Origin of the sequence: Sinorhizobium sp. KGO-5, assembly GCF_036245905.1 — a bacterium.
Taxonomy (GTDB): Bacteria; Pseudomonadota; Alphaproteobacteria; order Rhizobiales; family Rhizobiaceae; genus Sinorhizobium; species Sinorhizobium meliloti_A.
The window spans coordinates 210,341-234,433 of the sequence record NZ_BDIZ01000004.1 but is presented as its reverse complement, the minus strand read 5'-3'; the positions used below and the strand labels follow the sequence as shown (position 1 = coordinate 234,433).

General features: G+C 62.7%; 26 protein-coding genes. 11 read left to right on the top strand and 15 right to left on the bottom strand.

Annotated elements, in window-relative coordinates:
- Position 1 precedes the first annotated feature (1 nt).
- Positions 2-844: a prolipoprotein diacylglyceryl transferase gene (gene lgt / locus BHD07_RS19480; RefSeq protein WP_275597555.1), complete on the bottom strand. Its 843-nt coding sequence runs from the start codon at positions 842-844 to the stop codon at positions 2-4.
- 284 nt (positions 845-1,128) lie between these two features.
- On the opposite strand from lgt, the gene BHD07_RS19475 reads away from it, so the two are divergent.
- The 4 genes from BHD07_RS19475 (at position 1,129) to BHD07_RS19460 (ending at position 3,657) form a co-directional block, all read left to right on the top strand.
- Positions 1,129-1,416, top strand: coding sequence for an accessory factor UbiK family protein (locus BHD07_RS19475; RefSeq protein ID WP_100671982.1), 288 nt, complete (start codon positions 1,129-1,131; stop codon positions 1,414-1,416).
- Positions 1,417-1,891: 475 nt separating this feature from the next.
- Positions 1,892-2,392: a YbjN domain-containing protein gene (locus BHD07_RS19470; protein WP_018095638.1), complete on the top strand. Its 501-nt coding sequence runs from the start codon at positions 1,892-1,894 to the stop codon at positions 2,390-2,392.
- A gap of 1 nt (position 2,393) precedes the next feature.
- Positions 2,394-3,212: a pyrroline-5-carboxylate reductase gene (gene proC, locus BHD07_RS19465; protein ID WP_338282663.1), complete on the top strand. Its 819-nt coding sequence runs from the start codon at positions 2,394-2,396 to the stop codon at positions 3,210-3,212.
- A 103-nt stretch (positions 3,213-3,315) separates the two neighbouring features.
- The gene (locus BHD07_RS19460; RefSeq protein ID WP_018095636.1) at positions 3,316-3,657 is read left to right on the top strand and encodes a tRNA-binding protein; all 342 of its coding nucleotides are present in this window, start codon (positions 3,316-3,318) and stop codon (positions 3,655-3,657) included.
- A gap of 12 nt (positions 3,658-3,669) precedes the next feature.
- On the opposite strand, the gene BHD07_RS19455 is transcribed toward BHD07_RS19460, so the two are convergent.
- The 5 genes from BHD07_RS19455 to BHD07_RS19435 all read right to left on the bottom strand — a co-directional run bounded on the left by BHD07_RS19455 (position 3,670) and on the right by BHD07_RS19435 (position 7,886).
- Positions 3,670-5,052 carry an ATP-binding protein gene (locus tag BHD07_RS19455; RefSeq protein ID WP_127710083.1) on the bottom strand — a complete coding sequence of 461 codons (1,383 nt, stop codon included), beginning with the start codon at positions 5,050-5,052 and terminating at the stop codon, positions 3,670-3,672.
- Positions 5,053-5,085: 33 nt separating this feature from the next.
- Positions 5,086-5,787, bottom strand: coding sequence for a response regulator (locus BHD07_RS19450; RefSeq protein WP_013844742.1), 702 nt, complete (start codon positions 5,785-5,787; stop codon positions 5,086-5,088).
- A 217-nt stretch (positions 5,788-6,004) separates the two neighbouring features.
- Positions 6,005-6,481: a MarR family winged helix-turn-helix transcriptional regulator gene (locus tag BHD07_RS19445; protein WP_026168663.1), complete on the bottom strand. Its 477-nt coding sequence runs from the start codon at positions 6,479-6,481 to the stop codon at positions 6,005-6,007.
- A gap of 184 nt (positions 6,482-6,665) precedes the next feature.
- Positions 6,666-6,932, bottom strand: a complete 267-nt coding sequence (locus BHD07_RS19440) for a hypothetical protein (RefSeq protein WP_100671820.1) — start codon at positions 6,930-6,932, stop codon at positions 6,666-6,668.
- A gap of 324 nt (positions 6,933-7,256) precedes the next feature.
- Positions 7,257-7,886, bottom strand: coding sequence for a DUF1236 domain-containing protein (locus BHD07_RS19435; protein WP_338282655.1), 630 nt, complete (start codon positions 7,884-7,886; stop codon positions 7,257-7,259).
- 218 nt (positions 7,887-8,104) lie between these two features.
- On the opposite strand from BHD07_RS19435, the gene BHD07_RS19430 reads away from it, so the two are divergent.
- Together BHD07_RS19430 and BHD07_RS19425 are read left to right on the top strand one after the other, a co-directional pair.
- Positions 8,105-8,260 carry a hypothetical protein gene (locus BHD07_RS19430; RefSeq protein WP_080636519.1) on the top strand — a complete coding sequence of 52 codons (156 nt, stop codon included), beginning with the start codon at positions 8,105-8,107 and terminating at the stop codon, positions 8,258-8,260.
- Positions 8,261-8,369: 109 nt separating this feature from the next.
- Positions 8,370-9,011 carry an MBL fold metallo-hydrolase gene (locus BHD07_RS19425; protein ID WP_100671818.1) on the top strand — a complete coding sequence of 214 codons (642 nt, stop codon included), beginning with the start codon at positions 8,370-8,372 and terminating at the stop codon, positions 9,009-9,011.
- A 72-nt stretch (positions 9,012-9,083) separates the two neighbouring features.
- Here BHD07_RS19425 and BHD07_RS19420 read toward each other — a convergent pair whose 3' ends face one another.
- From BHD07_RS19420 to BHD07_RS19395, 6 genes are all read right to left on the bottom strand, one after another.
- Positions 9,084-9,509, bottom strand: a complete 426-nt coding sequence (locus BHD07_RS19420; protein WP_338282652.1) for a BA14K family protein — start codon at positions 9,507-9,509, stop codon at positions 9,084-9,086.
- Positions 9,510-9,652: 143 nt separating this feature from the next.
- Entirely contained in the window at positions 9,653-9,868 is a 216-nt protein-coding gene (locus BHD07_RS19415) for a cold-shock protein (protein ID WP_003532915.1), read from the bottom strand.
- Between the two features lie 669 nt (positions 9,869-10,537).
- On the bottom strand, positions 10,538-11,440 hold the full coding sequence (locus tag BHD07_RS19410; protein WP_100671981.1) for a DMT family transporter: 903 nt from the start codon (positions 11,438-11,440) through the stop codon (positions 10,538-10,540).
- A gap of 186 nt (positions 11,441-11,626) precedes the next feature.
- Positions 11,627-12,817 carry a PQQ-dependent sugar dehydrogenase gene (locus tag BHD07_RS19405; protein WP_100671816.1) on the bottom strand — a complete coding sequence of 397 codons (1,191 nt, stop codon included), beginning with the start codon at positions 12,815-12,817 and terminating at the stop codon, positions 11,627-11,629.
- A gap of 125 nt (positions 12,818-12,942) precedes the next feature.
- On the bottom strand, positions 12,943-13,227 hold the full coding sequence (locus BHD07_RS19400) for a hypothetical protein (protein WP_100671815.1): 285 nt from the start codon (positions 13,225-13,227) through the stop codon (positions 12,943-12,945).
- Positions 13,220-13,417 carry a hypothetical protein gene (locus tag BHD07_RS19395; protein WP_018095625.1) on the bottom strand — a complete coding sequence of 66 codons (198 nt, stop codon included), beginning with the start codon at positions 13,415-13,417 and terminating at the stop codon, positions 13,220-13,222. The genes BHD07_RS19400 and BHD07_RS19395 overlap by 8 nt, the downstream gene beginning before the upstream one ends.
- Before the next feature lie 398 nt (positions 13,418-13,815).
- Here BHD07_RS19395 and BHD07_RS19390 point away from each other — a divergent pair, with 398 nt between their 5' ends.
- On the top strand, positions 13,816-15,018 hold the full coding sequence (locus tag BHD07_RS19390; RefSeq protein WP_100671814.1) for a pyridoxal phosphate-dependent aminotransferase: 1,203 nt from the start codon (positions 13,816-13,818) through the stop codon (positions 15,016-15,018).
- 119 nt (positions 15,019-15,137) lie between these two features.
- On the opposite strand, the gene BHD07_RS19385 is transcribed toward BHD07_RS19390, so the two are convergent.
- Together BHD07_RS19385 and BHD07_RS19380 are read right to left on the bottom strand one after the other, a co-directional pair.
- On the bottom strand, positions 15,138-16,004 hold the full coding sequence (locus BHD07_RS19385) for an NAD(P)-dependent oxidoreductase (protein ID WP_338282634.1): 867 nt from the start codon (positions 16,002-16,004) through the stop codon (positions 15,138-15,140).
- A 24-nt stretch (positions 16,005-16,028) separates the two neighbouring features.
- Entirely contained in the window at positions 16,029-16,790 is a 762-nt protein-coding gene (locus BHD07_RS19380; protein ID WP_018095622.1) for an SDR family oxidoreductase, read from the bottom strand.
- Between the two features lie 112 nt (positions 16,791-16,902).
- Between BHD07_RS19380 and BHD07_RS19375 the strand changes: the two genes are divergently transcribed.
- Positions 16,903-17,793, top strand: a complete 891-nt coding sequence (locus BHD07_RS19375) for a LysR substrate-binding domain-containing protein (protein WP_100671812.1) — start codon at positions 16,903-16,905, stop codon at positions 17,791-17,793.
- A 38-nt stretch (positions 17,794-17,831) separates the two neighbouring features.
- Here BHD07_RS19375 and carA read toward each other — a convergent pair whose 3' ends face one another.
- Positions 17,832-19,037 (bottom strand): glutamine-hydrolyzing carbamoyl-phosphate synthase small subunit, encoded by a 1,206-nt coding sequence (gene carA, locus BHD07_RS19370; RefSeq protein ID WP_100671811.1) that lies wholly within the window; start codon positions 19,035-19,037, stop codon positions 17,832-17,834.
- 325 nt (positions 19,038-19,362) lie between these two features.
- Here carA and BHD07_RS19365 point away from each other — a divergent pair, with 325 nt between their 5' ends.
- The 3 genes from BHD07_RS19365 to recQ all read left to right on the top strand — a co-directional run bounded on the left by BHD07_RS19365 (position 19,363) and on the right by recQ (position 24,007).
- A complete protein-coding gene (locus BHD07_RS19365; protein WP_018095619.1) occupies positions 19,363-19,812 on the top strand; it encodes a GatB/YqeY domain-containing protein in 450 nt (149 codons plus the stop codon).
- A gap of 235 nt (positions 19,813-20,047) precedes the next feature.
- Entirely contained in the window at positions 20,048-22,051 is a 2,004-nt protein-coding gene (gene dnaG / locus BHD07_RS19360) for a DNA primase (protein WP_100671810.1), read from the top strand.
- A gap of 45 nt (positions 22,052-22,096) precedes the next feature.
- Positions 22,097-24,007, top strand: a complete 1,911-nt coding sequence (gene recQ / locus BHD07_RS19355) for a DNA helicase RecQ (RefSeq protein WP_100671809.1) — start codon at positions 22,097-22,099, stop codon at positions 24,005-24,007.
- Positions 24,008-24,093 lie beyond the last annotated feature (86 nt).

Sequence of the window (24,093 nt, the reverse complement as noted above, 5' to 3'; positions counted from 1 at the left end):
GTCAAGCGGCGGCAGCCGCGCTGCGCGCCCGCGCAATGGCCCAGATTCCGACCAGTAGCATCGGCAGTGAAAGTACCATGCCCATGGTAAGCCAGTCCCCCGCAAGATAGCCGATCTGTGCGTCCGGTTCGCGGAAGAATTCCACGAAAATGCGGCTCGCGGCATAGCCGCAGACGAAGATGCCGGTGACAAGGCCGGGTATTTTCAAGGCTCTGCGGCGATAGACGAACCAGGCGAGTACGACCAGAAGCACGATGCCCTCGAGGCCCGCCTCGTAAAGCTGACTGGGATGACGGGCGAAGGGGCCTCCCGTCGGGAAGACGACCGCCCAGGGCATCGAGGACAGGCGGCCCCAGAGTTCTCCATTGATGAAATTGGCGATGCGCCCGAAGAAGAGCCCGATCGGCACCACTGCTGCCACGACGTCGAACAGGCTCCAGAGGGGGATGGCGTTCCTGCGCGCAAAGATGATCATCGCCAGCGTGGTGCCGAGAAGGCCGCCATGGAAGGACATGCCGCCGTTCCAGATCTGGATCGCGCGGACGGGATTCTCGAGGATGGAGCCGAGATCGTAGAAAAGGATGTAGCCGATGCGCCCGCCAAGTACGATGCCGCCGGCCGCCCAGAGCAGGAAGTCGTCAAGCTGCGCCAGGTTGAGGGGGGCGATGCCGTTGCGCCAGAGCGAAGCGTTCTGGATTATGCGGCGCGCGTAGAGCCATCCGAGGAGTATCCCCGCGACATAGGCGAGCCCGTACCAGCGCACGGCGAGCGGCCCTATCGTGAAGATGACGGGGTCGATTTCGGGGAAGGGCAGGATGGCGAGGCGGGTCGCGATTGTTTCCAAGGTCTTCTCTCGTGCCGGACCGATGATTTCGGCGGAACATGACGAGCGAATCCGGCGCGGTCAAGCACCCGCTGCCGCCGCGCAGCGACGCCCCCGCCTCTTCGAACGTAGAAAGGTGCCCGCAGTACGCTATACTGCCCCATCGCCCCATCGCAAATTCAAGGACCCTGGAGAACGTTGAGCGGCGTCACGGACGTCATTTTCCTTGCATCCTCACGCCGGGGACCCTACCTGAAATCATGAGCTCCGCCGCATGTGGCGGGATGGAAATGGAGACCAGAAAGATGAGCACAGGCGCCAACCGTATTCTCGATGATCTCGCTCGGCTGATGACGGATGCGGCGGGTGCGGCCCAAGGGGTGCGGCGCGAGGTCGAGGCGGCATTCCGGGCGCAAACCGAAAACTGGCTGAATTCGCTCGATGTCGTGAAGCGCGAGGAGTTCGAGGCGGTCAAGGAGATGGCCGCACGGGCACGGGACGAAAACGACGCTCTCCTTGCTCGTATCGAAGCGCTGGAAGCACGTTTGGCCGCGACCGGTCCGGCAGCCGGCGACATCACGACGGGCAAGTAAAAAACCTGCCGCAGGCCGGCTTTCGATCGCCGTCGACTTTCGAGCCGCGTGTCTTTCCGGCTCTCACGGATGCGAATGCGGCGCGGGGCCAATCGGCCACCCCGCCGTCGCCCGGCGCATTTCACTTCGTCAGCGTCACGGTTAACAAAAACTGAAAAGTTTTCCACCTGTGGACACTGGCAAAAAACCTTTATCGCAGAGTCGTTTAAGCTGCCGCGCTGAATCAGATTCATAGCGCGGGGCGCAATTCTTCCCGGCAATTTTTAGGCTCAGGGGCTGGCACGCTGACTCTGCCGCTATACACTGATTTTAAATGATGATTCGACACGGACCAAGCAAGCTCCGGGCAGGGTGAGTAAGCCAGGATAGTCGCAGGTCCAGCAATCATAGTGTGTTCGTATCCGGTATTGGGTTTGCAGTGTTGCGTCCTGTGAGCGTGACTTTGTGCGCCTTAGCCGCGCCTTTAGGGTGATGCATGAGCCTTTTGGAAATGGAAGTCGAGCGCCAGTCCAACCCGGTCGATATGATCGAGTTCGTTGCCGCGAACAATGACTGGTCGTTCGAGCGATCCGGCGAGGACGAGATTGCCATGACCGTCGAAGGCAGGTGGGCGGACTACCACGTTTCCTTTTCCTGGATGGAGGAGTTCGAGGCGCTGCATCTGGCCTGCGCCTTCGACATCAAGGTGCCGGACAGCCGCGCAAACGAGGTGATACGACTTCTGTCCCATATCAACGGCCAGGTGCTGATGGGTCATTTCGATCTTTGGCGCCAAGAAGAAGTCATCATCTTCCGGCAATCTCTGTTGCTCGCCGGTGGAGCGGAACCGACGAACCAGCAGGTCGAGGTGCTCCTGTCGAACGCGCTCGACGCCTGCGAATCCTATTTCCAAGCGTTCCAGTTCGTCGTTTGGTCGGGCATGGATGCGCAGCGCGCGGTCGACGCGGTATTGTTCGAGACCGTTGGGGAGGCATGAAGTGAGCTTTGCCGTTTCGGGTCCGATCGTGCTCGTCGGCGCCGGCAATATGGGCGGCGCCATGCTCGCGGGCTGGCTGAAGAGCGGAGTGCGTGGCAACGATGTTCTCGTCATCGATCCGGGCCCGTCACCGGCGATGGCAAAGCTGCTCGCGGATAGCGGTGTGCAACATGCGACCTCCGCTCCGGCGGGCGCCGAGGCGGGCGCGATCTTCATCGCGGTCAAGCCGCAGGTGATGGAAACAGTGCTGCCACCCCTGAAAGGGCTCGTCGGTCCGCAAACCGTGATCGTTTCGGTGGCCGCAGGCAAGACGCTCGGTTTCATCGAACGGCACCTGGGTGAGGCGGCGACGGTGCGCGCCATGCCGAATACGCCGGCCATGATCGGACGTGGTGTGACCGGCGCCTTCGCGAATGCGCGCGTCAACGAAGCTCAGCGCGCCCTGGTGCATGATCTGCTGAAAGTCAGCGGCCCCGTCGAATGGGTCGGGAGCGAAGCGGATATCGATGCCGTGACCGCCGTCTCCGGCAGCGGCCCGGCCTATGTCTTTTATCTCGTCGAGTGCATGGCGGAGGCCGGGCGCAAGGCCGGACTCGAGGCGGACCTAGCCATGCGTCTTGCTCGGGAAACCGTCGCGGGGGCTGGTGAACTCCTCCATCAGTCCCCCGACGATGCAGCGCGCCTGCGCCAGAACGTCACTTCGCCCGGCGGTACCACGGCGGCTGCGCTGGCGGTATTGATGGCGGATGACGGCATGCAGCCGCTCTTCGACCGGGCCATTGAGGCGGCGCGCAAGCGCGCGGAAGAACTGGCCGGGTAATTCCAGGCGAGACGGCGCGTCTCGCAGTTCACTCTGAAGTTGTCGCAATCGTTCACGTGGTCGTACGTCGAATCGACCCATCGACGTGATCCGGGGAACATTCATGACCGAAATCATTTCCTATGCCGATTTCGAACGCGTCGACATACGTGTCGGTACAATCGTGGAAGCGGAACCCTTTCCCGAGGCACGCAAGCCGGCAATCAAGCTCAAGATCGATTTCGGCCCTGACATCGGCATCAGGAAATCCTCCGCGCAAATCACGGCGCACTACAAGCCCGAGGAACTCGTCGGCAGGCAGGTTCTGGGTGTCGTCAATTTTCCGCCGCGCCAGATCGGCCCCGTCCGTTCCGAGGTGCTCACGCTCGGCTTCGAAGACGAGGCCGGTGCGATCGTGCTCGCATCCACCGACAAGCCGGTGCCGAACGGCAAGAAGCTGATGTGATCGTCCCCGTATTTACGTCGGGACACGCACCGTCGCGCGCAGGCCGCCGAGGGGGCTGTCTGCGAGCGTGACATTGCCGCCATGGCTGCGGGCGATGTCGCGGGCAACGGCGAGGCCGAGGCCGGTGCCGGAACTGTCGAGATTGCGGGCTTCGTCCAGGCGGAAGAACGGTTTGAACACGTCTTCGCGTGACCGCTCGGGAATGCCCGGTCCGTCGTCATCGACTGTGATGGTCAGCCATTTCGCGCTCTGGCGGGCCTCGATATGCACGGTGTTCGCATAGCGATAGGCGTTGGATGCGAGATTGGAGATGAGCCGCGTGAAGGCGTTCGGCCTCACGTGAATCTCGTTCTCGCCCTGAATCGCGGTCGTCAGCGTCTTGCCGTACAACTCCGCCTCCGCCGAAAGCCGCGCCATCAGATCGCTGAGTTTCAGCTGGCCGACATCCTCTTCCGCGTCTCCTCGGGCGAAGGCGAGGTAGCCTTCCAGCATGTTCTGCATGTCCTCCACGTCCTGGTTGAGGCTTTCGAGGTCCGGATTGTTGCCCACAAGTGCCAGCTGCAGCTTGAACCGGGTCAGGATCGTCCTCAAGTCGTGGCTGACACCGGTCAGCATCGCGGTGCGCTGTTCGATCTGGCGCTCGATCCGCTCGCGCATCAGGATGAAGGCGAGACCGGCCCGCCGAATTTCATTGGCACCCCGCGGTGCGAAATCGTCGATCTTCTGTCCCTTGCCGAAGCTCTCCGCTGCGCTTGCGAGCGCCAGGATCGGCCTGATCTGCCCGCGCAGGAAGAGAATCGCGATCGTCAGCAGGACGAGGGACGCGCCGACCATCCATACGAGGAAGATGTGTGTGTTCGATGCATAGGCCTGGTTGCGGCGGGCATAGACCCTGAGAATGCGGTCGTCTTCGAGCTTGATACGAATTTCCACGATCTTCGAATTGCCGACCGTATCGATCCAGAAGGGACGCCGGATCTGGTCCGAAATCTCCTCGCTGAGGATCTGGTCGAGGATTTCGAAGAAGGGCTTGGGGCGTGGCGGCGGCAGCTCTCCGCCGGGCTCGACGGTTATGTTGAGGTCGAGCTGATCGCGGGCGATGCGGACGATCTGGTCGATATCGCCCTCCCGCGGGAAGGTCGTGATCAGGTCGACGATGGCGGCGATGTCGTTGGTCACCGCCGAGGAGAGGCGCTGGGTGACGAGTTGCCAGTGCCGCTCCATGAACACGAAGGCGACCACGGACTGCAGCAGCACCATCGGGATGACGACGATCAGAAGCGAGCGCGCGTAAAGACCCATCGGCAGCCGGCGCCGCAGCCAGCGGACCACGCGCTTCCAGCCGCCGTCCGCGGGTGTCGTTCCTTCGCGCTTCAAACCGTCAAAGCTTGCCATGGCCCTTGATCCGGCACTCGTTTCTGCCCATCGTCAGTCAACGCTCAGCCGGTAACCGATGCCGCGAACGGTCTGCAGCCAGACGGGGTTGGAAGGATCGTCCTCGATTTTACGCCTTAGCCGGTTTATCTGCACGTCTATCGTCCGCTCGCCGACCTCGGCGTCGTCGCCGATCAGCTCGTGGCGCGGAATGGTTTCGCCGGCGCGCTGCGAAAACAGCGTCATGATCTCCTGCTCACGGTCGGTGAGGCGGATATGGTCGGCTCCGCGGCGCAGTTCCTTGCGCACGACCGAGAAGGTGTAGGGCCCGAAAATAACCTGATCGACCTTATGTGTCTGTGTCGGCTGGTTGCGGCGCAGAATATTGTTGATGCGGAGCACGAGTTCGCGCGGCTCGAAAGGCTTCGGCAGGTAATCGTCGGCGCCCGCCTCCAGCCCTTCGATACGCGAATTCGCCTCCGCCAGCGCCGTCAGCATGATGATCGGCACCGACTTGATCTGCCTGAGACTTTGCGTCAGAGCGATGCCGCTTTCCCCCGGCATCATCACGTCGACGACCAGAAGATCGAAATCGATTCCTATCAGCTTTCGCCGGGCCTCGTCGGCATCGGCTGCCGTCGTTACGCGAAATCCCTGTTCGACCAGATAGCGGTTGAGCAGGTCGCGGATGCGCCGGTCATCGTCGACGACCAGAAGATGCGCCGCATCGTCGGAGACTGTCGCCTTTGCTATCATCTTTCGGTACCCTCATTGCCGGTCAAGCCGGAAAGGCTGCGCCAAAAATGCCGGAGACCGTGCAGCACAGGCGCCGCGGTCTCCCATTCTCATTCAAGGCGCTACCCGTTCTGCCACGAACGGCGAGCCGACGTCCAATCAGACGCGCACAGGTCGCGTAACATTTTGAATCGTTGTGTGACTCTCGGGCGGCTTCCCTGCAGCGCCGCACAGTGAATCAGCCCGCAACGTCGTTCATCATGTTGGCGAGAAACCGCTTCACGGTTTCCCGCGCACCCGGTCCGGCCCTTGCCAATGCATCCGCTATGCGGCGGGACTGTGGTTCGGCAAGCGCCCGCGCCAGGGCCTGGCCTTCCGGCGTCGTGTAGAGCATGCGCTGCCGCCGGTCTTCGGGACCGGTTACCTGCCGGATATAGCCGGAATCGATCAACTGCTTGAGGACACGGGCAAGGCTCTGCTTGGTGATCTTCAGCGTTTCGAGAAGGTCCGCCACCGTCATGCCGGGTTCGCGGTTGACGAAATGCACGACGCGATGATGCGCGCGGCCGAATCCGCTCTTCTCGAGAATGGCGTCCGGGTCGCCGGTGAAGTCGCGATAGGCAAAGAAAAGCAACTCGATGATCTCGAAATCTATCGTGTCCACATCTTCGCCAGCGCTGTCGCTTACGCTCTTGTTCCTGATCTGGCCGACCACGCGGTCATATCCTTTCGATCGAAATGCCGTTAGCGAAACATACCGCAATATATGTCAGTTTGGTTGACATATTTCCATCGAGTCGCATTCATTCAGGGCGAAGACACGCACATGGCGCCTCGGCGACACGCAGAAAAGGCGGCCGCAGCCGCCTTTTGCATTACGATGGATGTCGCCTGAAGACTCACGCCTGCTTGCCGACGAACTGCCCGACAATGCCGTTGAGAACGCCGCCGCCGACGAGAGCGCCGATTGCCTGCATGGCCAGACCGGTCGCGGCGGCCTCTCCGCCAAGCATCTGGATCAGGAACCCGCCGCCGAGGCCGCCGATGGCACCGACGATCGTGCGTGCCACGACTCCGAATGCCTGCTGCTTCAGCATGGCGCTGGCGGCGTTTCCGCCAGCTGCCCCCGCAATCAACTGGGTAATGATAGGCACTAATGCTTCCATCGATCCCTCCGTCCTGCGACCCCTCATCCAGAGCCGCGACATACCGGACAATCCGGCACGGGAAGGTTGAAGCCGACGGGGAGAATTGTCAATTTTGCCACCACTGGTGTTGGCCACAGGCGGCGATCCGGAAGCGGGCCTGTGGGATAGTCGCTTGAGTTGTTTCGGGAATTTATTTCGGGCGCGCGCGAGCGCACGAGGATCCTCGAAGCGGCATCGCTCGTGCTCTCTCCTGCCGGCGCGCTTCCGACGGGTGATTCGCCATGACGCAGCGTTCTTAAATTGACGCTGCGCCACTGTGCTTTCCCGCTTTTCGCCTGACGATTAGCGATAGACGTAGACAACCCTTCTTGTCCCCGGATCGACAAGGACGGGCTGGCCATTAATGGTCACGTACTGATACTCGTAGTCGGGAATTGGCTGGACGGCCACCGTGTTCGGCAGCGTGGCACCGACGACGGCCTCTCCCTCTACATAGACGGTGTCGACCGGGTTCTCGGTGATATAGGTGCGGACCGTAGGAGGCGGAGTCACCGCTTCGACCTGCTCGACCGGACCCACCAGTTCGAGCGGTTCGGATGGGGCCACCACGGTCTCGCCCTCATAGGCGACCGTCGGGACCGAGAGCTCCGTGCGGCGTTCCTGGATAACGGCTGTCGTACCGCCCATGTCCGTGGCCAGGTAACGGGCGTAAGCCCAGCCGCGCAAGCCGTTGACGTCGATGCGGCACCAGTTGCTTCCCTCCATGCAGCCGTCGAGCACGGCAGCACTGCCGCGCGTGGCGACACCGACCGCAGGATATTGCGGGCCGGGTCCCGCACGCACATTGAGGTCCGTCAGCGTCGTTGCACTCATTTCGGCATGGGCTGCGGGAATGGCGGCGAGCATCACACCGGCTGCCAAAGCCGCTCTGAGCGGGGCCGCTTTGAACAGAGTTGGAGAGAGGGTCTTCATCATCTTGCTCCTTCATTTGCAGGCCAGAACGCGCCGCGCTGCAGGGATGTTCCCCCCGTCACATCACGAAATGCAGGGATGAAACATATTGCCGTCGCCAAGCGTTGCCCGGACTGAAGGAAGCCGACGAAGTCTTCGCTCTATTGTTGGCCGGCAACGCGCGGCTGAATTATCGATTTCTATCCGACACAGGATGGCTCCAAGCCGGGAGTGACGAGATGCAAGGTGAGATTTCGGACGATGCCAAGCTTGCCGCCAAACGGTTGCGTCCGCTGGTGGTGGTCGTCGTGACAGCCAAGCTCGTGGTTTCGGTGCTGTTGCTCGCGACGGTGCACTATTCGCCGCCGGCTTCGGAAATCGTGGCCCTGCGCTGATTTGCGCTGTCATACCGCTCGCTTATCGCTATAGCTGGGAAAACGGCCTGGATCGGGAAGGGCTTCTCACTTCCAGGCCACCTCACGAGCAAGAGCGAGGCATGGTCCGATGTTACAGGCAGGCATTATCCCGGTAACGCATTTCGAGCAGAACTGTACGGTCCTGTTCGATAGCGAGACCAAGGAGGGCGTGGTCGTCGATCCCGGCGGCGACGTGGACATCATTTTGCAGACGATCCGCGAGAACGGCATCGCGTTGAAGGCTATCTGGCTCACACATGGTCACATCGATCACGCCGGCGGCGCCAAGGAATTGAAAGAAGCACTGGGGCTCGACATTGTCGGACCCCACAAGGACGACCTTCCGCTGCTCGAACGGCTGGAGGATCAGGCGGAGCGCTTCGGCCTCGCGATGAAGGTTCAGAACGTCGTACCGGACCGCTGGCTTGAAGAGGGCGATACCGTCTCCTTCGGCAACCACGTATTCGAGGTCTTGCATTGTCCCGGCCACGCGCCCGGTCATGTGGTCTATTTCAACCGGGCACAAAACTTCGCCCATGTCGGCGACGTGCTTTTTCACGGCTCCATCGGCCGCACCGACCTGCCTGGCGGCAATCATCAGCAGCTTCTGGATTCGATCCGGGACAAGATACTGCCGCTCGGGAACAATGTGGGCTTCATCTGCGGCCACGGCCCGGGCGGGCAGATCGGTGAAGAGCGACGCAGCAATCCGTTTCTCCGCGGTCTTTGACGAGCGGTGCGAATAGAAAAGGGCGCATGACTTTTCCAGTCATGCGCCCTTTCGGTTCATACGCGGCGGTTTTCAGCCGGCGTTGCAGAAATGGCTGCGGCCGTCATAGCCAACGAAGGTTCCGGTGTCCGGATCGAACGAGCGATAGCGCTGCGAGCAATAGCGATACCAAGCCGGTGTCCAGGGCTCGAGGCCGTAGGTCTCGACCGCCACCGGACGATAGACGGGCCGATAAACCGGGCGCGGACGATAGTCGGGGCGGGGCTCGTAATAGTCGGGCTCCGGATCGATATAGACCCGCTCGCCGTAATAGCGCGGCGGCGGCGGCGAGGCGATCGCGCTGCCGATGAGCGCGCCTGCGGCCAAGCCGACGGCGCCCGCTACCCATGCATCGTCGTTATTGCGATGGCGGTGCCCTGCCTGGGCGGTGCCGAAGGTCGGGATAACGATGGCGGCCGCGGCGACCGACAGGACGGCTGCTTTGATGAATTTGTTCATGGGGTTCAATCCTATGCATGCGACCGGATGGTTTCCGGATTTCATGATGAACAAATTCTATATAAGCCAAACTGAACGGAGCCTGAACGAAAAAACCCGGCAAAACTGCCGGGCTCGAACTTAACTTTCAGCAGAGAACAGCGTTAGCCGACGATCTGCAAATTGACCGCCTTCGGTCCCTTGCCGCGGCGATCCGGCTCGGTGTCGAAGGATACCTTCTGGTTTTCCGTAAGGCCGCTCAGGCCCGAGGCCTGCACGGCAGAAATATGCACGAAGATGTCCGCGCCACCGTTCTCAGGCTTGATGAAGCCAAAGCCCTTGTCTGTGTTGAAGAATTTTACAGTGCCAGTCTCGGCCATGCGTCAGGTCCTTTTCTCTCCACCCGCTTTGCGGGCAGCATTGCAGTTTTGCCCGGTATGGGCGTGGGGGCAGTTCTCGACAATTGAGGAAAGGGTCCTGGTTATCGCGACCAGCCGCAGGAAGGAATAACAGCCTCCCCCCGTTGGCCGCCCGGAGTGGGTTGCGTCTCCGGCCCGCTTTTATTCAAGATCTTCCCGTGTTCGCAGATTGCCCGAACACAGTAAGAGTGATGGGTTTATTTTGAATTGGCAAGCAAAACTTTTCTGACGAGGTATTGCGTCTTCTCATTGCTCAAAAAGAGGTCAGTTGGTCGTTTTGACTCGCCTGTTCAAAAAGCATCGCAAGCTGTTGAATTCAAAGCTTTTCGACCAAGGATCGGGATGCGGCTGGATCATTTGCGCCAAATTGCGTCGCTCATGGGTATGCCGCAACTTTGTGCAGCCTGGTTTCTCGGTCCAAGCGCCTGATATCGCTCGTCGTTCACGCAGCGCACGGGTGCGAGGGGCCATGGCCTGCAGGCCTACAGAAAAACTGCAGGATATATTGCCGACTCAAGCGCAATTCACAGTTCCAAGCAAAATTGAGGGGTTTCCGAGAGTATTAGTAGTATTAACCCCGATGCGAAGCGCGCGGAGAAATTGCACGGAACGGCCAGCAGAAACCGCTGTTCAGACAGCAGCTTCGGCGGCCTCGCCACGTTTCTTCGTCAGTTCCGGCACGAGCTCGACCGCAAGCATGGCCAGGAAGATGACGGCGCAGCCGACGTAGCCGACCGGAGTGATGGTCTCTCCGAGCAGCAGCACCCCGAACAGGGCGGCGAAGAGCGCTTCGCTCGAGAGGAAGATGGCAGCCTGCGGCGCCGTCGTATAGCGTTGGCCGACGACTTGGCAGATGAACGCGATGCCGCTCGAGAATATCCCGGCATAGAGGATCTGTGGGAGGGCGCCGCTGATCGCGTCAAAGCTCAGCGGCTCGAGCAGTCCGGCCAGTGCGCAGCCTGCAACGGCACAGACGGCGAACTGCGTCATCGACAGGAGCATCGGCCGGCCCGTGGCCGGAGCGAATAAGCCGACCAACATCAGCTGAACCGCCCAGAACAGGGCGCAGACGATCGTTAGCATGTCTCCGCCGGTCAGCGCCGAGAGCGCGCCGCCGCTCAGGAGAAAGATGCCGAAAGCCGCGAGCAGGGCGGCCGGCCAGATGACCCAGTGCGGCCGGCGGCGCAGGAACACCACAGTCAGTACCGGGACGAATACCACGTAGAGCCCGGTCAGGAAGCCGGAATTGGTGACGGTGGTGGTGAGGAGGCCGTATTGTTGCGTGACGGCTCCGCCGAAAAGCGCCAGTCCGACGAAGACGAAGTTGCGCATGGCGTTGCGCGGCAAGGGCGCGGCGGCCTGCTTCTTTTCAAGGAGCGCCAGGGGCAGTGCCACGAGTGTCGCGATCGCAAAGCGAAGGCCGATGAACCAGAGCGGTCCGATCGCGTCCATCGCCGTCGACTGCGCTACGAAGCCCGCACCCCAGATTGCACCGGAGAACAGGAGGAAGAGATTGGCTTGAATGCGAGTCACCGCTGGCTCCGGGTCGTGGTCCTGCTCACGGGAGGCGCGCGATCTTCGCGCCATATTCCGCGACTTTCGAGAATCACTCCGAAGCCATGCTGCTCAGGTGATTGCGACCTCGCTCTATCAGTTGCGTTTTTTGCGGGCAAGCCGCTCCATGTTGCCGTCAGGCTGGGCAGCCGTGCCGCAACGGACTCATTGCGTCGGAGCTTTGGAGACCCTGAGCACTGCACCGTCCTCCTCGTCGGTGACCATGATCAGTGCCCCGTCGGAAGCGACGATGACGTCACGGATGCGGCCGAATTCGCCGTCGAACAGCCGTTCCTCGTTGGTCACGGCGCCGGTCTCGTCGCGGTCCAGTCGGGCAAGCAACTGGTACTTCAGTGCCGCGATCAGAAGGTCGCCGTTCCACTCCGGAAACATTTTGCCGCGATAAACGGCGATCGCGCCGGGCGCGATCGATGGGTCCCAATAGAAAAGCGGCTGCTCAAGACCTTCCTTCGCGGTGCCCTCGCCGATCTCCACTCCGGAGTAATCCTTGCCGAAGGTGATCACCGGCCAGCCATAGTTTCTGCCGGGCTGCGGGTTGTTCACCTCGTCGCCGCCGCGCGCGCCGTGCTCGACGGTCAAAAGCTTGCCGTCTTCGGGATCGAAGGCGATGCCCTGGGGGTTGCGGTGCCCGATGGACCAGATCTCGGCCAGGCCGCCGGTGCCGCCGCGATAGGGATTGGAGGCCGGAATGCTGCCGTCGGCGTTGAGGTGGAGGATCGAACCGGCATGGTCGCGCGGGTCCTGGGCGCGCTCGCCTTCGCCGCGATCGCCGATGCCGAAGAACAGGCTGCCGTCCTTGTCGATGGCGATGCGCGAGCCGAAGTGCTGCCCCTTCCGGGTGAACCTGTTCATCCGGAAGATCTCCTTCACATCCCTCAGGCTCTGCTCGTCCTGCGAAAGAGCCGCCCGCACGAGAACGGTGCCGTAACCACCATCACCGCGGACGGAAAGAGTGAGATAGAGTGTCCTGTTGGTCGCAAATTGCCGATCGAGGGCGACGTCCAGAAGACCGCCCTGGCCGTGTGCGGCCGCTTTCGGCACCCCTTTGATCGCAGCCGACAGCTTGCCGTCGCGCAGGATGCGCAGCCGGCCGGGTCGTTCGGTGACGATCAGCGCCCCGTCGGGCATGGCTTCGACCGCCCAGGGATGCTCCAGCCCCGAGGCAAGCGTCTCGACGAGAACGGTTCCTGTCTGCGTGGAAAATTCGCGCCTCTCCTGCGCAGCGGCAGGGGAAGAGGCGAAGGCCAGAAAGAGCGAGACTGCAGCCGCCGCCGAGAATGTAAACAATGTTCCGATGTCCCTTGAGCCGCCAGTATTCCAGCGCGAGTGCCGCATTGCATTCCTCCGGTCCGTCCGTCTGAGCAAATGCATCGTGCCGTCTCGGAGGTCCGAACGCGCGAGCAACGCGCAAACTGGAGCGGCACGCACCGGCCTTCAAGTCAAATCGGATCAAAACGGCTTTATCGCACCGATCCTGTGGTGAGCGGTCCCGGCGCTTCTCGGATTGCCTCGAGGCGCGTCGGCTGGGGTTCGCCTTCCGTCGCCGGACGATGTCGTGCTCCAGAGTTTTGCTGGAGCAGATACTGCGCGACCTCGTCTTTGGCCTTCACGTAGAAGCCTTTGCCGACGAGCATCAGGCCGGCAAGGGCGAATAGGGCGACAATCGCAACGAGGATTGTCTGGACCGCCGACAGTCGTGCAAAGAGGTCGGCGTTCGGCTGCGACGCGTTATCGTTGTCAGCCATGGCGCGCGGCTTCGGACTGGACGTGGGCCGTCGCGGGCTGCTGCCCGATGTCGGCTTGCGTCGTCACCTGCGTCATCAATCCGAGGACCATCACGATGCAGGCCGCAAGTGCGGCGAGCGCGATATAGAAACCCCAGCGTGCCTCGTTGCGGCGGGTGCGCGAGGCGGCGACTTCATCATCGAGAAACATAGCATACCCCCAAGATGCCGATGCATCCGCATCGCGAATTGGCGCTTGGAAATCGGCTCTTGCGGGACGGAATTGCGGCGCGCTGAGACAGTTGTTGTGGCGAAAAAAAGGCACGTCTCGGCCGCGAAAAAGCGCGGGAGTATCCGGGCGGAGGCGCGTCGACCGATGGTGCGCCGGCAGCCGCTCGGCCGCACGAGCTCATCCAGTTTCGATCGATTGCTTTGATCGCACCCATGAAACTTTGTCATGGTGACGCATTTTGCGCTGACTTGCCGCCGTTTTTCGCCTGAGGCGCTTGCAAGACCGGGCGTCTTTCGACATAGACCTAACCGCTAGGGAACCCCGGTTTTCCGTTCCGTAGCGTCTCACGCCGTCTCGAAACGATCAGGAAACACACCATGGCCTTCCTTGCCGATGCCCTTTCCCGTGTAAAGCCGTCCGCCACCATCGCTGTTTCGCAGAAAGCCCGCGAGTTGAAAGCGAAAGGCCGCGATGTCATCGGCCTCGGCGCAGGGGAGCCGGACTTCGACACGCCTGACAACATCAAGGAGGCCGCGATCGACGCGATCAATCGCGGCGAGACGAAGTACACGCCGGTTTCCGGCATTCCGGAACTGCGCGAAGCCATCGCGAAGAAGTTCAAGCGCGAGAACAATCTCGACTACACCGCGGCGCAGACGATCGTCGGCACCGGCGGAAAGCAGATTCTCTTCAACGCCTTCATGGCGACGCTCAACCCGGGCGACGAAGTCGTGATTCCGGCACCGTACTGGGTCTCCTATCCGGAAATGGTGGCGCTGTGCGGCGGCACACCCGTCTTCGTCTCGACCAAGCAGGAGAACAATTTCAAGCTCAAGGCCGAGGATCTCGACCGCGCGATCACGCCGAAGACCAAGTGGTTCGTCTTCAACTCGCCGTCCAACCCCTCGGGTGCGGCCTATTCGCATGAGGAGCTCAAGGCGCTCACGGACGTCCTCATGAAGCATCCGCATGTCTGGGTTCTGACGGACGACATGTACGAGCACCTGACCTATGGCGACTTCAAATTTGCGACCCCCGTCGAAGTCGAGCCCGGCCTCTACGAGCGCACGCTGACGATGAACGGCGTCTCCAAGGCCTACGCGATGACCGGCTGGCGCATCGGCTACGCGGCCGGACCGCTTCATCTCATCAAGGCGATGGACATGATCCAGGGCCAGCAGACTTCGGGCGCCGCCTCGATCGCGCAGTGGGCGGCCGTCGAGGCGCTCAACGGCCCGCAGGACTTCATCGGGCGTAACAAGGAGATCTTCCAGGGCCGCCGCGATCTCGTCGTCTCGATGCTGAACCAGGCCAAGGGCATTTCCTGCCCGACGCCGGAAGGCGCCTTCTACGTCTATCCGTCCTGCGCCGGGTTGATCGGCAAGACCGCGCCCTCGGGCAAGGTCATCGAAACGGACGAGGATTTCGTCTCCGAGCTTTTGGAGACGGAAGGCGTGGCTGTGGTCCACGGCTCGGCCTTCGGCCTCGGCCCGAACTTCCGCATCTCCTACGCGACCTCCGAGGCGCTGCTGGAGGAGGCTTGCCGCCGCATCCAGCGCTTTTGCGCCGCCTGCAGGTAATGCTCCTGCAGACCCACATGAAAGAGCCCGCTGCAACGGCGGGCTTTTTCATGTTCAGAGCTTGATTCAGCGATCTGCCGGTCCGATTCAAGCAGCAGTCCTACCCCGTTGAAACAGAATCACTTTCGCTTCCGGATCACTTCGACGACGGCGGAGATGTCGTCGCCGTGGCCCCCACTGTCGACGCGGTCGCCCGCCAGCCGCAACATGGGTTGCATGAAATCGGGGGCGACGCCCTGTTCTTCGCTTGCCCTCACGATGTTCGCAAGCGCGATCTTCTGCATGGCGATGTTGGAGACGACATCGCGGGCGTGCATGCCGCTATCGATCTTGCCGGCGAGGTCGGGCAGGGTACCGCTCATCGCCTCGATCCAAGGCAGGAGCAGCGGCAGGAAGTCGACGGCCTTGCCTTCGGCGCTGGTCACCAGCGCGCTCGCGTGCAGGAAGCCCGAGAAGAGCCCGTACATGCCTGACAGCAGCGCTATGTCGTAGAGCGAAGCCAATCCCTCGTCTTCGCCAAGGTGACGGCTTTCGGCAAGGGCTTCGAGGGCCGAACTGTGCCGATCGAACAGCGCATGCGAGCCGCTGTAAAGAATCAGGGCGCCGGCCCCGCCGATCATCGGCGGGATCGCCATGATCCCCCCGTCGAGATAGATCGCTGCCTTGGCCGCCAGCCACGTGCCGAGTTCCCTGGCGTCACCCGGCGTGCCGTTGGTCAGGTTGAGGAGGTCACGGCCGGCAAGCGCCTCCTTCGCCTGTTCCAGGACCGCACGTGGGGCGGGGTAATCGACGAGGCAGAGGATGGCGAGTTCGCTCGCTGCAAGCGCTTCGGCCGGGCTTTCCGCGATCTTCGCACCGGCACCTGCAAGCGGCTCGGCGCGCGATCGCGTCCGGTTCCAGACCGTGACGCTATGGCCGTTCTTGAGGAGCGTGCGTGCAAGCGCCGTCCCCATGGCGCCCATGCCGAGAACTGAAATGCTGCTCATGGATCGTACCTTTCTCGAAATCATTCAGGCGGCGGTCGAGAGCTTCTGGCCCAGGCCGCCGTCGACGGCGAGTTTCGCCCCGGTCGTGAAGGTCGCCTCGAAGGCGAGGAAGAGCACGGCGCGTGCCACTTCATCCGCGGTGCCGTTGCGCTTCATCGGCGTGATGTTGTCGCCGAGCGTCTTGAACTCGGCGCGCTCGGCTTCGGTGATGCCGGCGACGCCCTTGGTCGGCGTATCAATGAAGCCGGGGCTGACGCTGTTGACCCGGATACCGCGCGGCAGAAGCTCGGCGGCGAGCACGGATGCGAAGGAGACGAGTGCCGCCTTGCTCGCGCTGTAGACGCTCATGCCCGGATGGCCACCCTCGTCGGCGACGGAGGAGGTGAAGACGATCGATCCGCCTTCGCGGATCAGAGGCGTCAGCCGCTGCACGGTGAAGAAGGCGCCCTTGGTGTTGACGGCAAACTGGCGGTCATAGGAGGCCTCGCTCACCTGATCGAAGGGCTCGAGCTCGGAGACGCCGGCATTGATATGCAGGAGATCGATTGCTCCGAGCGTCTGACCGACGGTCGCACCGAGCACGGCGATTTCGTTGAGATCGGCGATGTCCGAGCGCAGTGCATGCACGCGCGGGCCGAACTCTTCCCTGATGCGGGCGAGGTTGCTCTCATTGCGGCCCGTGAGCAGTACCTCGGCGCCGCCTTCGACAAGCCGTCTCACGGTCGCCAGGCCCATGCCGTGGGTCCCGCCGATGACGATCGCCTTCTTTCCCTGATAGTTGCCCATGTTCGTTTCCTTTCGGTTCAACAATGATGACCAACAGATGCATCTGTGGACGAACTTGTGCTAGATGGCTCTGCGTGGATCTATCGTCCACGCTTGTGGATGATAGAAAGCCATGGCCAATCTCAACGACTTCACGTTCTTTGTTCACGTCGTGGACCACGGGGGTTTCGCGCCGGCCGCGCGAGCGCTGAACCTGCCGAAATCCACGCTCAGCAAGCGCGTGGCCGAACTCGAAAAGGATCTCGGCGCCCGGTTGATCAACCGCACGTCGCGTCATTTCGCTGTGACCGAAACCGGCAAGGATTTCTATCGCCACGCGGCGGCGATGATGATTGAGGCGGAGGCGGCGGAGAATATCGTCAGGGGCAGACTTGCCGAACCGAGCGGCACGGTGAGGATCACGGCTTCGGTGCCGACCGCGCAGCTATCCCTGGCGCCGCTCCTGCCGCAGCTCGCACTTGCCTATCCGAAACTGCGGGTGACGCTGCATGCGACGGACCGCTTTGTCGACGTCATCCAAGAAGGCTTCGATCTTGCGGTGAGAGACCATTTCGCACCGCTGCCGGATTCGGGCCTCGTCCAGCGCCGCGTCGGATTTCAGGCTAAGCTGATCGTCGCCTCACCGCTCTATTTGCGAGGGAACGGCACTCCCGAACGCCCGGAGGACCTCGATCGTCATGATGGGCTGCTCACGTCGCTGGCGTCCGAAGGCTGGGTGATGGAGCGCGCCGATGGGGCGGCCGTGTCGGTCTCGCCGAGGCCGCGTTTCGTGGCCGACGAATCCCGCGTCCTGCGAGAAGCTGCGCTCGCGGGTCTCGGCATCACCACCTTGCCCGGCAAGCTTTGTCAGCAGGAGATCGAAAGCGGCACGCTTGTCCGCATTCTTCCGGAGTGGACCGCCGGCAAAGTGATGACGACGATCTTGATGCCGCACCGGCGCGGGCAGCTCCCCTCCGTGCGGGCAACTGTCGATTTCATCGCCGAACGTCTCGTCGACGGCTGATGCAAGAAGGCCCGCACGAGGCGGGCCTTGAGAAGAACTCAGCGCTCGGCGAGTGCCGGTTCGCCTTTCTTCTCGCGAATGAGATTCAGGAAGCGGCGGAAGAGGTAATGGCTGTCCTGCGGGCCTGGCGATGCTTCCGGGTGATGCTGGACGGAGAAGATCGGCCTGCCGCCGACGCGCAGGCCGCAATTGGTGCCGTCGAAGAGCGAGATGTGAGTCTGTTCAACGCCTTGCGGAAGCGAGTTCGCATCGACCGCGAAGCCGTGGTTCATGGAAACGATCTCAACCTTGCCGGTGGTGTGGTCCTTGACCGGGTGGTTGGCGCCGTGGTGTCCCTGGTGCATCTTTTCGGTCTTGGCACCGAGCGCCAGTGCCAGCATCTGGTGGCCGAGGCATATACCGAAGACCGGGATATCCGTCTTGAGAAGGTCCTGAATGACCGGCACGGCATATTCGCCCGTTGCGGCCGGGTCGCCCGGGCCGTTCGACAGGAAGATGCCGTCCGGCTTGAGCGCGAGGACTTCCTCGGCGCTCGTCTGCGCCGGAACGACGGTGACACGGCAGTTCAGACCGGCGAAGAGGCGCAGGATGTTGCGCTTGACGCCGTAGTCGAGAGCCACGACGTGATAAGCGGCGTCGGTCTCGCCCAGCGTCGAGTAGCCCTCGTTCCAGACCCACGGCTTCTCGTTCCAGCGATAGGACTGCCCGGACGTGGCGACCTTGGCGAGGTCGAGGCCTTCGAGGCCGCTCCAGGCCTTTGCCTCGGCTTTCAGCGCCTCGACGTCGAAGACGCCTGCCGGGTCGTGGGCGATGACGCCGTTGGGCATGCCGTTTTCGCGGATCCAGGCCGTCAGCGCCCGCGTGTCGATGCCGCAGAGCCCGATGATGCCGCGCGCCTTCAGCCAGGCGTCGAGGTGCTTGGCGGCGCGGTAGTTGGAGGGCTCGGTGATGTCGGCCTTGAAGATGACGCCGACGGCACCGTTGCGGGCGGCAGGCGTAAGATCCTCGATGTCCTCGTCATTGGCGCCGATATTGCCGATATGCGGGAAGGTGAACGTGACGATCTGGCCGAGATAGGAGGGATCGGTCAGGATTTCCTGGTACCCGGTCAACGCCGTGTTGAAACAGACCTCGGCCTGAACCTTACCGGTCGCGCCGATGCCCTTGCCTTCGATCACCGTGCCGTCGGCCAGAACGAGCAGGGCAGTGGGTTTCTGGATTGTCCATGCGGGTGTCGCGGTCATCGTCTCTATCCCGTTGTGGCCGAAAGCGAGGCTTGAAAGCCGGTCGGTTCAGGGCCATTTCAGATCGCATGCGGCATGGCGCGCGGAAACCCCGCGGGAGAAAGTTCATGCCGATGTACGTGCAGGTGCCGGAAAATAGCCAAAGGCTCTGGCAAGGTCAACCAGACGCTGTGAATTGTTCCGAAATAAAATGCGTTATAATTCAATCGGTTGCCAAAGACGTTTGATTGTGCCTGCCGCACTGGTTTAAGACGATGACAAAAGGACGCATCGAACCGGCCCCGCAGATAGAGCCCTGGGGTCGGTTTCGACATGGAGTTAAGACATGCGCGAGCATTTCGCCAATGCACTGAAAGAAGCCCTCAAGGCCAAGGATACCCGGCGCATCTCGACCGTCCGGCTCATCCAGGCTGCGATCAAGGACCGCGACATCGCCAATCGCGGCCACGGCAAGGACCCGGTCGGCGACGACGAGATCCTGCAGATCCTCGCGAAGATGATCAAGCAGCGCGAGGAATCGGCCCGAGTCTATGACGAGGGCGGCCGGCCGGAGCTTGCCGAGCAGGAGCGGCAGGAAATCGCCATCATCAACCAGTTTCTGCCGGAGCAGCTTTCCGAGGAAAAGGTCAAGGAAGTCTGCGCCAAGACCGTCGCGGAAATCGGTGCGCACGGGCTGCGCGACATGGGCAAGTGCATGAACGCCCTGAAGGAGCGTTATCCCGGCAAGATGGACTTCGGCAAGGCCTCCGGGGTGGTCAAGGACCTCCTGAAGTAAGCCGCAGCGCCCGCTCCGGCGGGCGCGCATTCCTTAAGGCCGCTGACGGCAAACGACCCGCGCCGCGCCGGCCGACAAGCGTTACCTCCTTGGCTCGAGCCCGTGCCTGTGAATAGCGGGCAAGGCGCAGGCTGCCTGTGGCTTCCTTCGGCCATGCCGCTTATATGGAGGTTTGCATGCATGTCGTTGCCCGAAGCCGCTGCACGGGCTCGGGCGACATGCGGTAGAGGTAACCATGCGCTTTTCACCGTCCTTCCTCGACGAGATACGCGACCGCGTCCCCATTTCGGACGTGATCGGCAAGCGCGTCACCTGGGACCGGCGCAAGACCAATGTTCCGCGCGGCGATTATTGGGCCTGTTGCCCGTTCCACGGCGAGAAATCTCCGAGCTTCCACTGCGAGGATCGCAAGGGCCGCTATCATTGCTTCGGCTGCGGCGTTTCCGGCGATCATTTCCGCTTCCTGACCGAGCTCGAGGGCCTGAGTTTTCCGGAGGCCGTGCAGCAAATCGCCGATTTGGCGGGCGTCCCGATGCCGCAGCCGGACCCGCAGGCCGAGCAGCGCGAACGGGAACGTACGAGCCTGCTCGACGTCATGGAACTGGCGACGCAGTTTTTTCAGGATCAGCTTCAGACGGCGAACGGGGCAAAGGCGCGCGCCTATCTGCGCGAGCGCGGACTGACCGGCCGCACGATCGAGACGTTCCGTCTCGGCTTTGCTCCCGACAGCCGCAATGCGCTGAAGGAGTTTCTCGCCGGAAAGGGTGTCGGCAAGGAGCAGATCGAGGCCTGCGGCCTCGTCGTGCACGGCGACGGCATTCCGGTTTCCTACGACCGCTTCCGCGACAGGATCATGTTCCCGATCCCGTCCGCCCGAGAAAAGGTGATCGCCTTCGGCGGGCGCGCCATGTCGCCGGACGCCCCGGCAAAATATCTGAACTCCAACGAGACCGAGCTCTTTCACAAGGGCAATGTGCTCTTCAATTTCGCCCGCGCCCGGCGGGCTTCGCAGGGTGCCGACGGCGCAGGCACGATCATTGCCGTCGAAGGCTATATGGACGTGATCGCGCTTCATCAGGCGGGGATAGAAAATGCCGTTGCGCCGCTCGGCACGGCGCTGACCGAAAATCAGCTCGATCTCTTATGGAAGATGACGACCCAGCCGGTGCTCTGCTTCGACGGCGACGGCGCCGGCGTCCGGGCCGCCCATCGGGCCGTCGATCTCGCGCTGCCCCATTTGAAGCCGGGCCGGTCCGTGCGCTTTGCCCTGTTGCCGGAGGGCAAGGACCCGGACGATGTGGTGCGCCATGACGGACGCGAGCCCTTCGACAAGGTGCTCGCCAATGCCCGCTCCCTCGCCGACATGGTCTGGCAGCGCGAGGTGCAGGGCGGCGATTTCGACACGCCGGAAAAACGCGCCGAACTCGAAGCGCGGCTGCGGCAGGTGACCTCGGTAATCGCAGACGAGAGCGTGCGCCGCCATTATGGGCAGGACATGCGCGACCGCCTGAATGCGTTTCTTCAGGGGAGCGCGCCGTTCAGAGGCGAAAGGCGGCCGTTCGAGCGAGCCGGGAGGCAGGCGGGCAGACAGGGTGGCAGGGGCTGGTCGCCGGCTCCCAACCCGGTCATGGGCGCGGCCGTGGAGGCTGGGACCGCCGGCAGTTCCAAACTCAATCAGATGCTGAAGGCCCGCGGCTCGCTTCGCCCGCCGGTACTTCGCGAGAGCGTGCTTGCGTTGACGATCGTCAATCATCCGCAATTGCTGTTCGACGAGTATGACGAGATTGCCACGATCGAGTTCGACCACCGTGATCTGCAGCGCTGCTGGGCTGCGGTTCTGAACGCGGCGGCGGCGAACGGATTGCGGCTCACGCGGGAAACCCTCATGGAGCAGCTCGAGGCGGAGGGATTCTCCACGCTGATCGGCGCTCTGGACCGGCAGGTGCGCTATGCGCGGCTGTGGACCGCAACGGCGGCGGCGGCTCCGGAGGATGCACGCGAAGGTTACCTTCAGGCCCTGACGCTTCATCGGCGGACGAAGGCGCTGCTCTGGCAGAAGCGGGAACTCGAGCGCGAGATCGCGGAAGCCACGGCGTCCGAAGACGTGGAGCAGGGTCAGCGGCTCGTGCGCGCCATGGAGGAGGTGCAGCTCGAGCTTCACCGGATGGATAAGCTCGAAGCGATCATCGAAGGCTTCGGCGTGCTTTCCGGCCGCGTCAAGGGGCCGGCGGCTCGGTAGCCGATACTCTCACGACGGGCCGGTTGAGCAGCGGCCCGAGCCGGTTTGCCTTCAATCAGCCGCGACTCCATACTGCGTGCTCCCGATGAAAGCGATTCCATGCCCGAAAGCCACAACACCGCCCGCCTGTTCGAAACGGAAGGCCTCAGCAATCCCCTCGATCTCCTGAAGCGTATCTACGGTTATTCCACCTTCCGCGGTCAGCAGCAGGCGGTCGTCGACCATGTGGTTGCCGGTGGCGACGCCGTCGTGCTCTTTCCGACGGGGGCGGGAAAATCGCTCTGCTTCCAGATCCCGGCGCTCTGCCGCCGGGGCGTCGGCATCGTCGTTTCGCCGCTGATCGCCCTGATGCGCGATCAGGTGGAGGCGCTGAAGCAGCTCGGCATCCGGGCCGCGGCACTCAACTCTTCATTGACGCGGGACGAGGCGATCGCGGTCCGCCGCGCACTTTCGAGAGACGAACTCGATCTCCTCTACGTGACTCCGGAGCGCGCCGTCACCGACGGCTTCGCCGAAATGATCGCCGATGCCGACATCGCCCTTTTCGCGATCGACGAGGCCCATTGCGTATCGCAGTGGGGACATGACTTCCGCCCGGAATATCGCGGTCTCGGCTGCCTCGCCGAGCGCTTTCCCGGCGTGCCGCGCATCGCGCTTACCGCCACCGCGGATCCCCATACGCGCGACGATATGATCGAGCGGCTGGCACTCGGCGGCGCGCGCGTTTTCACCTCCAGCTTCGACCGACCGAATATCGCCTATGAGATCGTGGAACGCGATCAGCCCCGCCAGCAATTGCTGCGCTTCCTGTCGCGCTTCAAGGATGCAAGCGGCATCGTCTATTGCCTGTCGCGCGCGAAGGTCGAGGATACGGCGGAATGGCTCGATGCACAGGGCATCCGTGCACTTCCCTATCATGCCGGCATGGAGCGGGCGGCGCGCGACGCCCATCAGGATGCATTCCTGAAGGAGGAGAATCTGTGCCTCGTCGCAACCGTCGCCTTCGGCATGGGGATCGACAAGCCGGATGTGCGCTACGTCGCCCATCTCGATCTCCCGGGCTCGGTCGAGGCCTACTACCAGGAGACGGGGAGGGCGGGTCGCGATGGTCTGCCTTCCGAAGTGTGGATGGCCTATGGCATGGCCGACGTCATTCAGCGCCGGCGGATGATCGACGAGGGCGGTGCGCCGGAGGAAATCAAGCGCATCGAGCGGGCGAAACTCAATTCGCTGCTTGCCATTTGCGAGACGGCAGGCTGCCGGCGCCAGGCCATCCTCGCGCATTTCGGTGAGGCTCATCCGGGCGGCTGCGGTCATTGCGACACCTGCCTGAAGCCGGTCGAGACCTGGGACGGCACGGAAGCGGCGATCAAGGCGCTTGCCGCCGTCTACCGGACCGGAGAGCGCTTCGGAACCGGCCATCTGATCGATGTGCTTACGGGCAGCGTGAACGAAAAGACGGAGCGCTTCGGCCATGTCGACATGCCGGTCTTCGGGGCCGGCAAGGACCTGCCGGCGCGCACCTGGCAGTCGATCTTCCGGCAACTGCTCGCCGCCGGGCTGATCTCCGTGGACCACGGCGCCTTCGGAGCGTTGAAGCTCGAGCCCGAGGCCCGCAGCGTCTTTCGCCGCGAACGGCAGGTGCTCTTCCGCAAGGACCGTCCGAGTTCCGGCAAGGCCAAAGCCGCACGCGGGTCGAAGGCGACCGGCGAACGATCGGACCTCGCGGGATCCGATCTCGAACTGTTCGAGCGGCTCCGGTCCGAGCGCCTCTCTCTCGCCCGAGAGATGGACGTGCCGCCCTATGTCGTCTTTCCGGATACGACCTTGATCGCTCTCGCCAAGCGGCGCCCGCGCGATTTCGACGAATTGCTCGACGTTCCCGGTATCGGCGAGAGCAAGCGGGAGAGATATGGCGAAGCGTTTCTCGCCGTGATCGAGGCGTTCGAGGGCTGAAGTCGAAGCGGGATGATGGAACCGCCCTCGTCCCGGTGCGGGCGTGGGCGCAGCATCGAAACCGATTCCATGAGCAGTGCCATCGT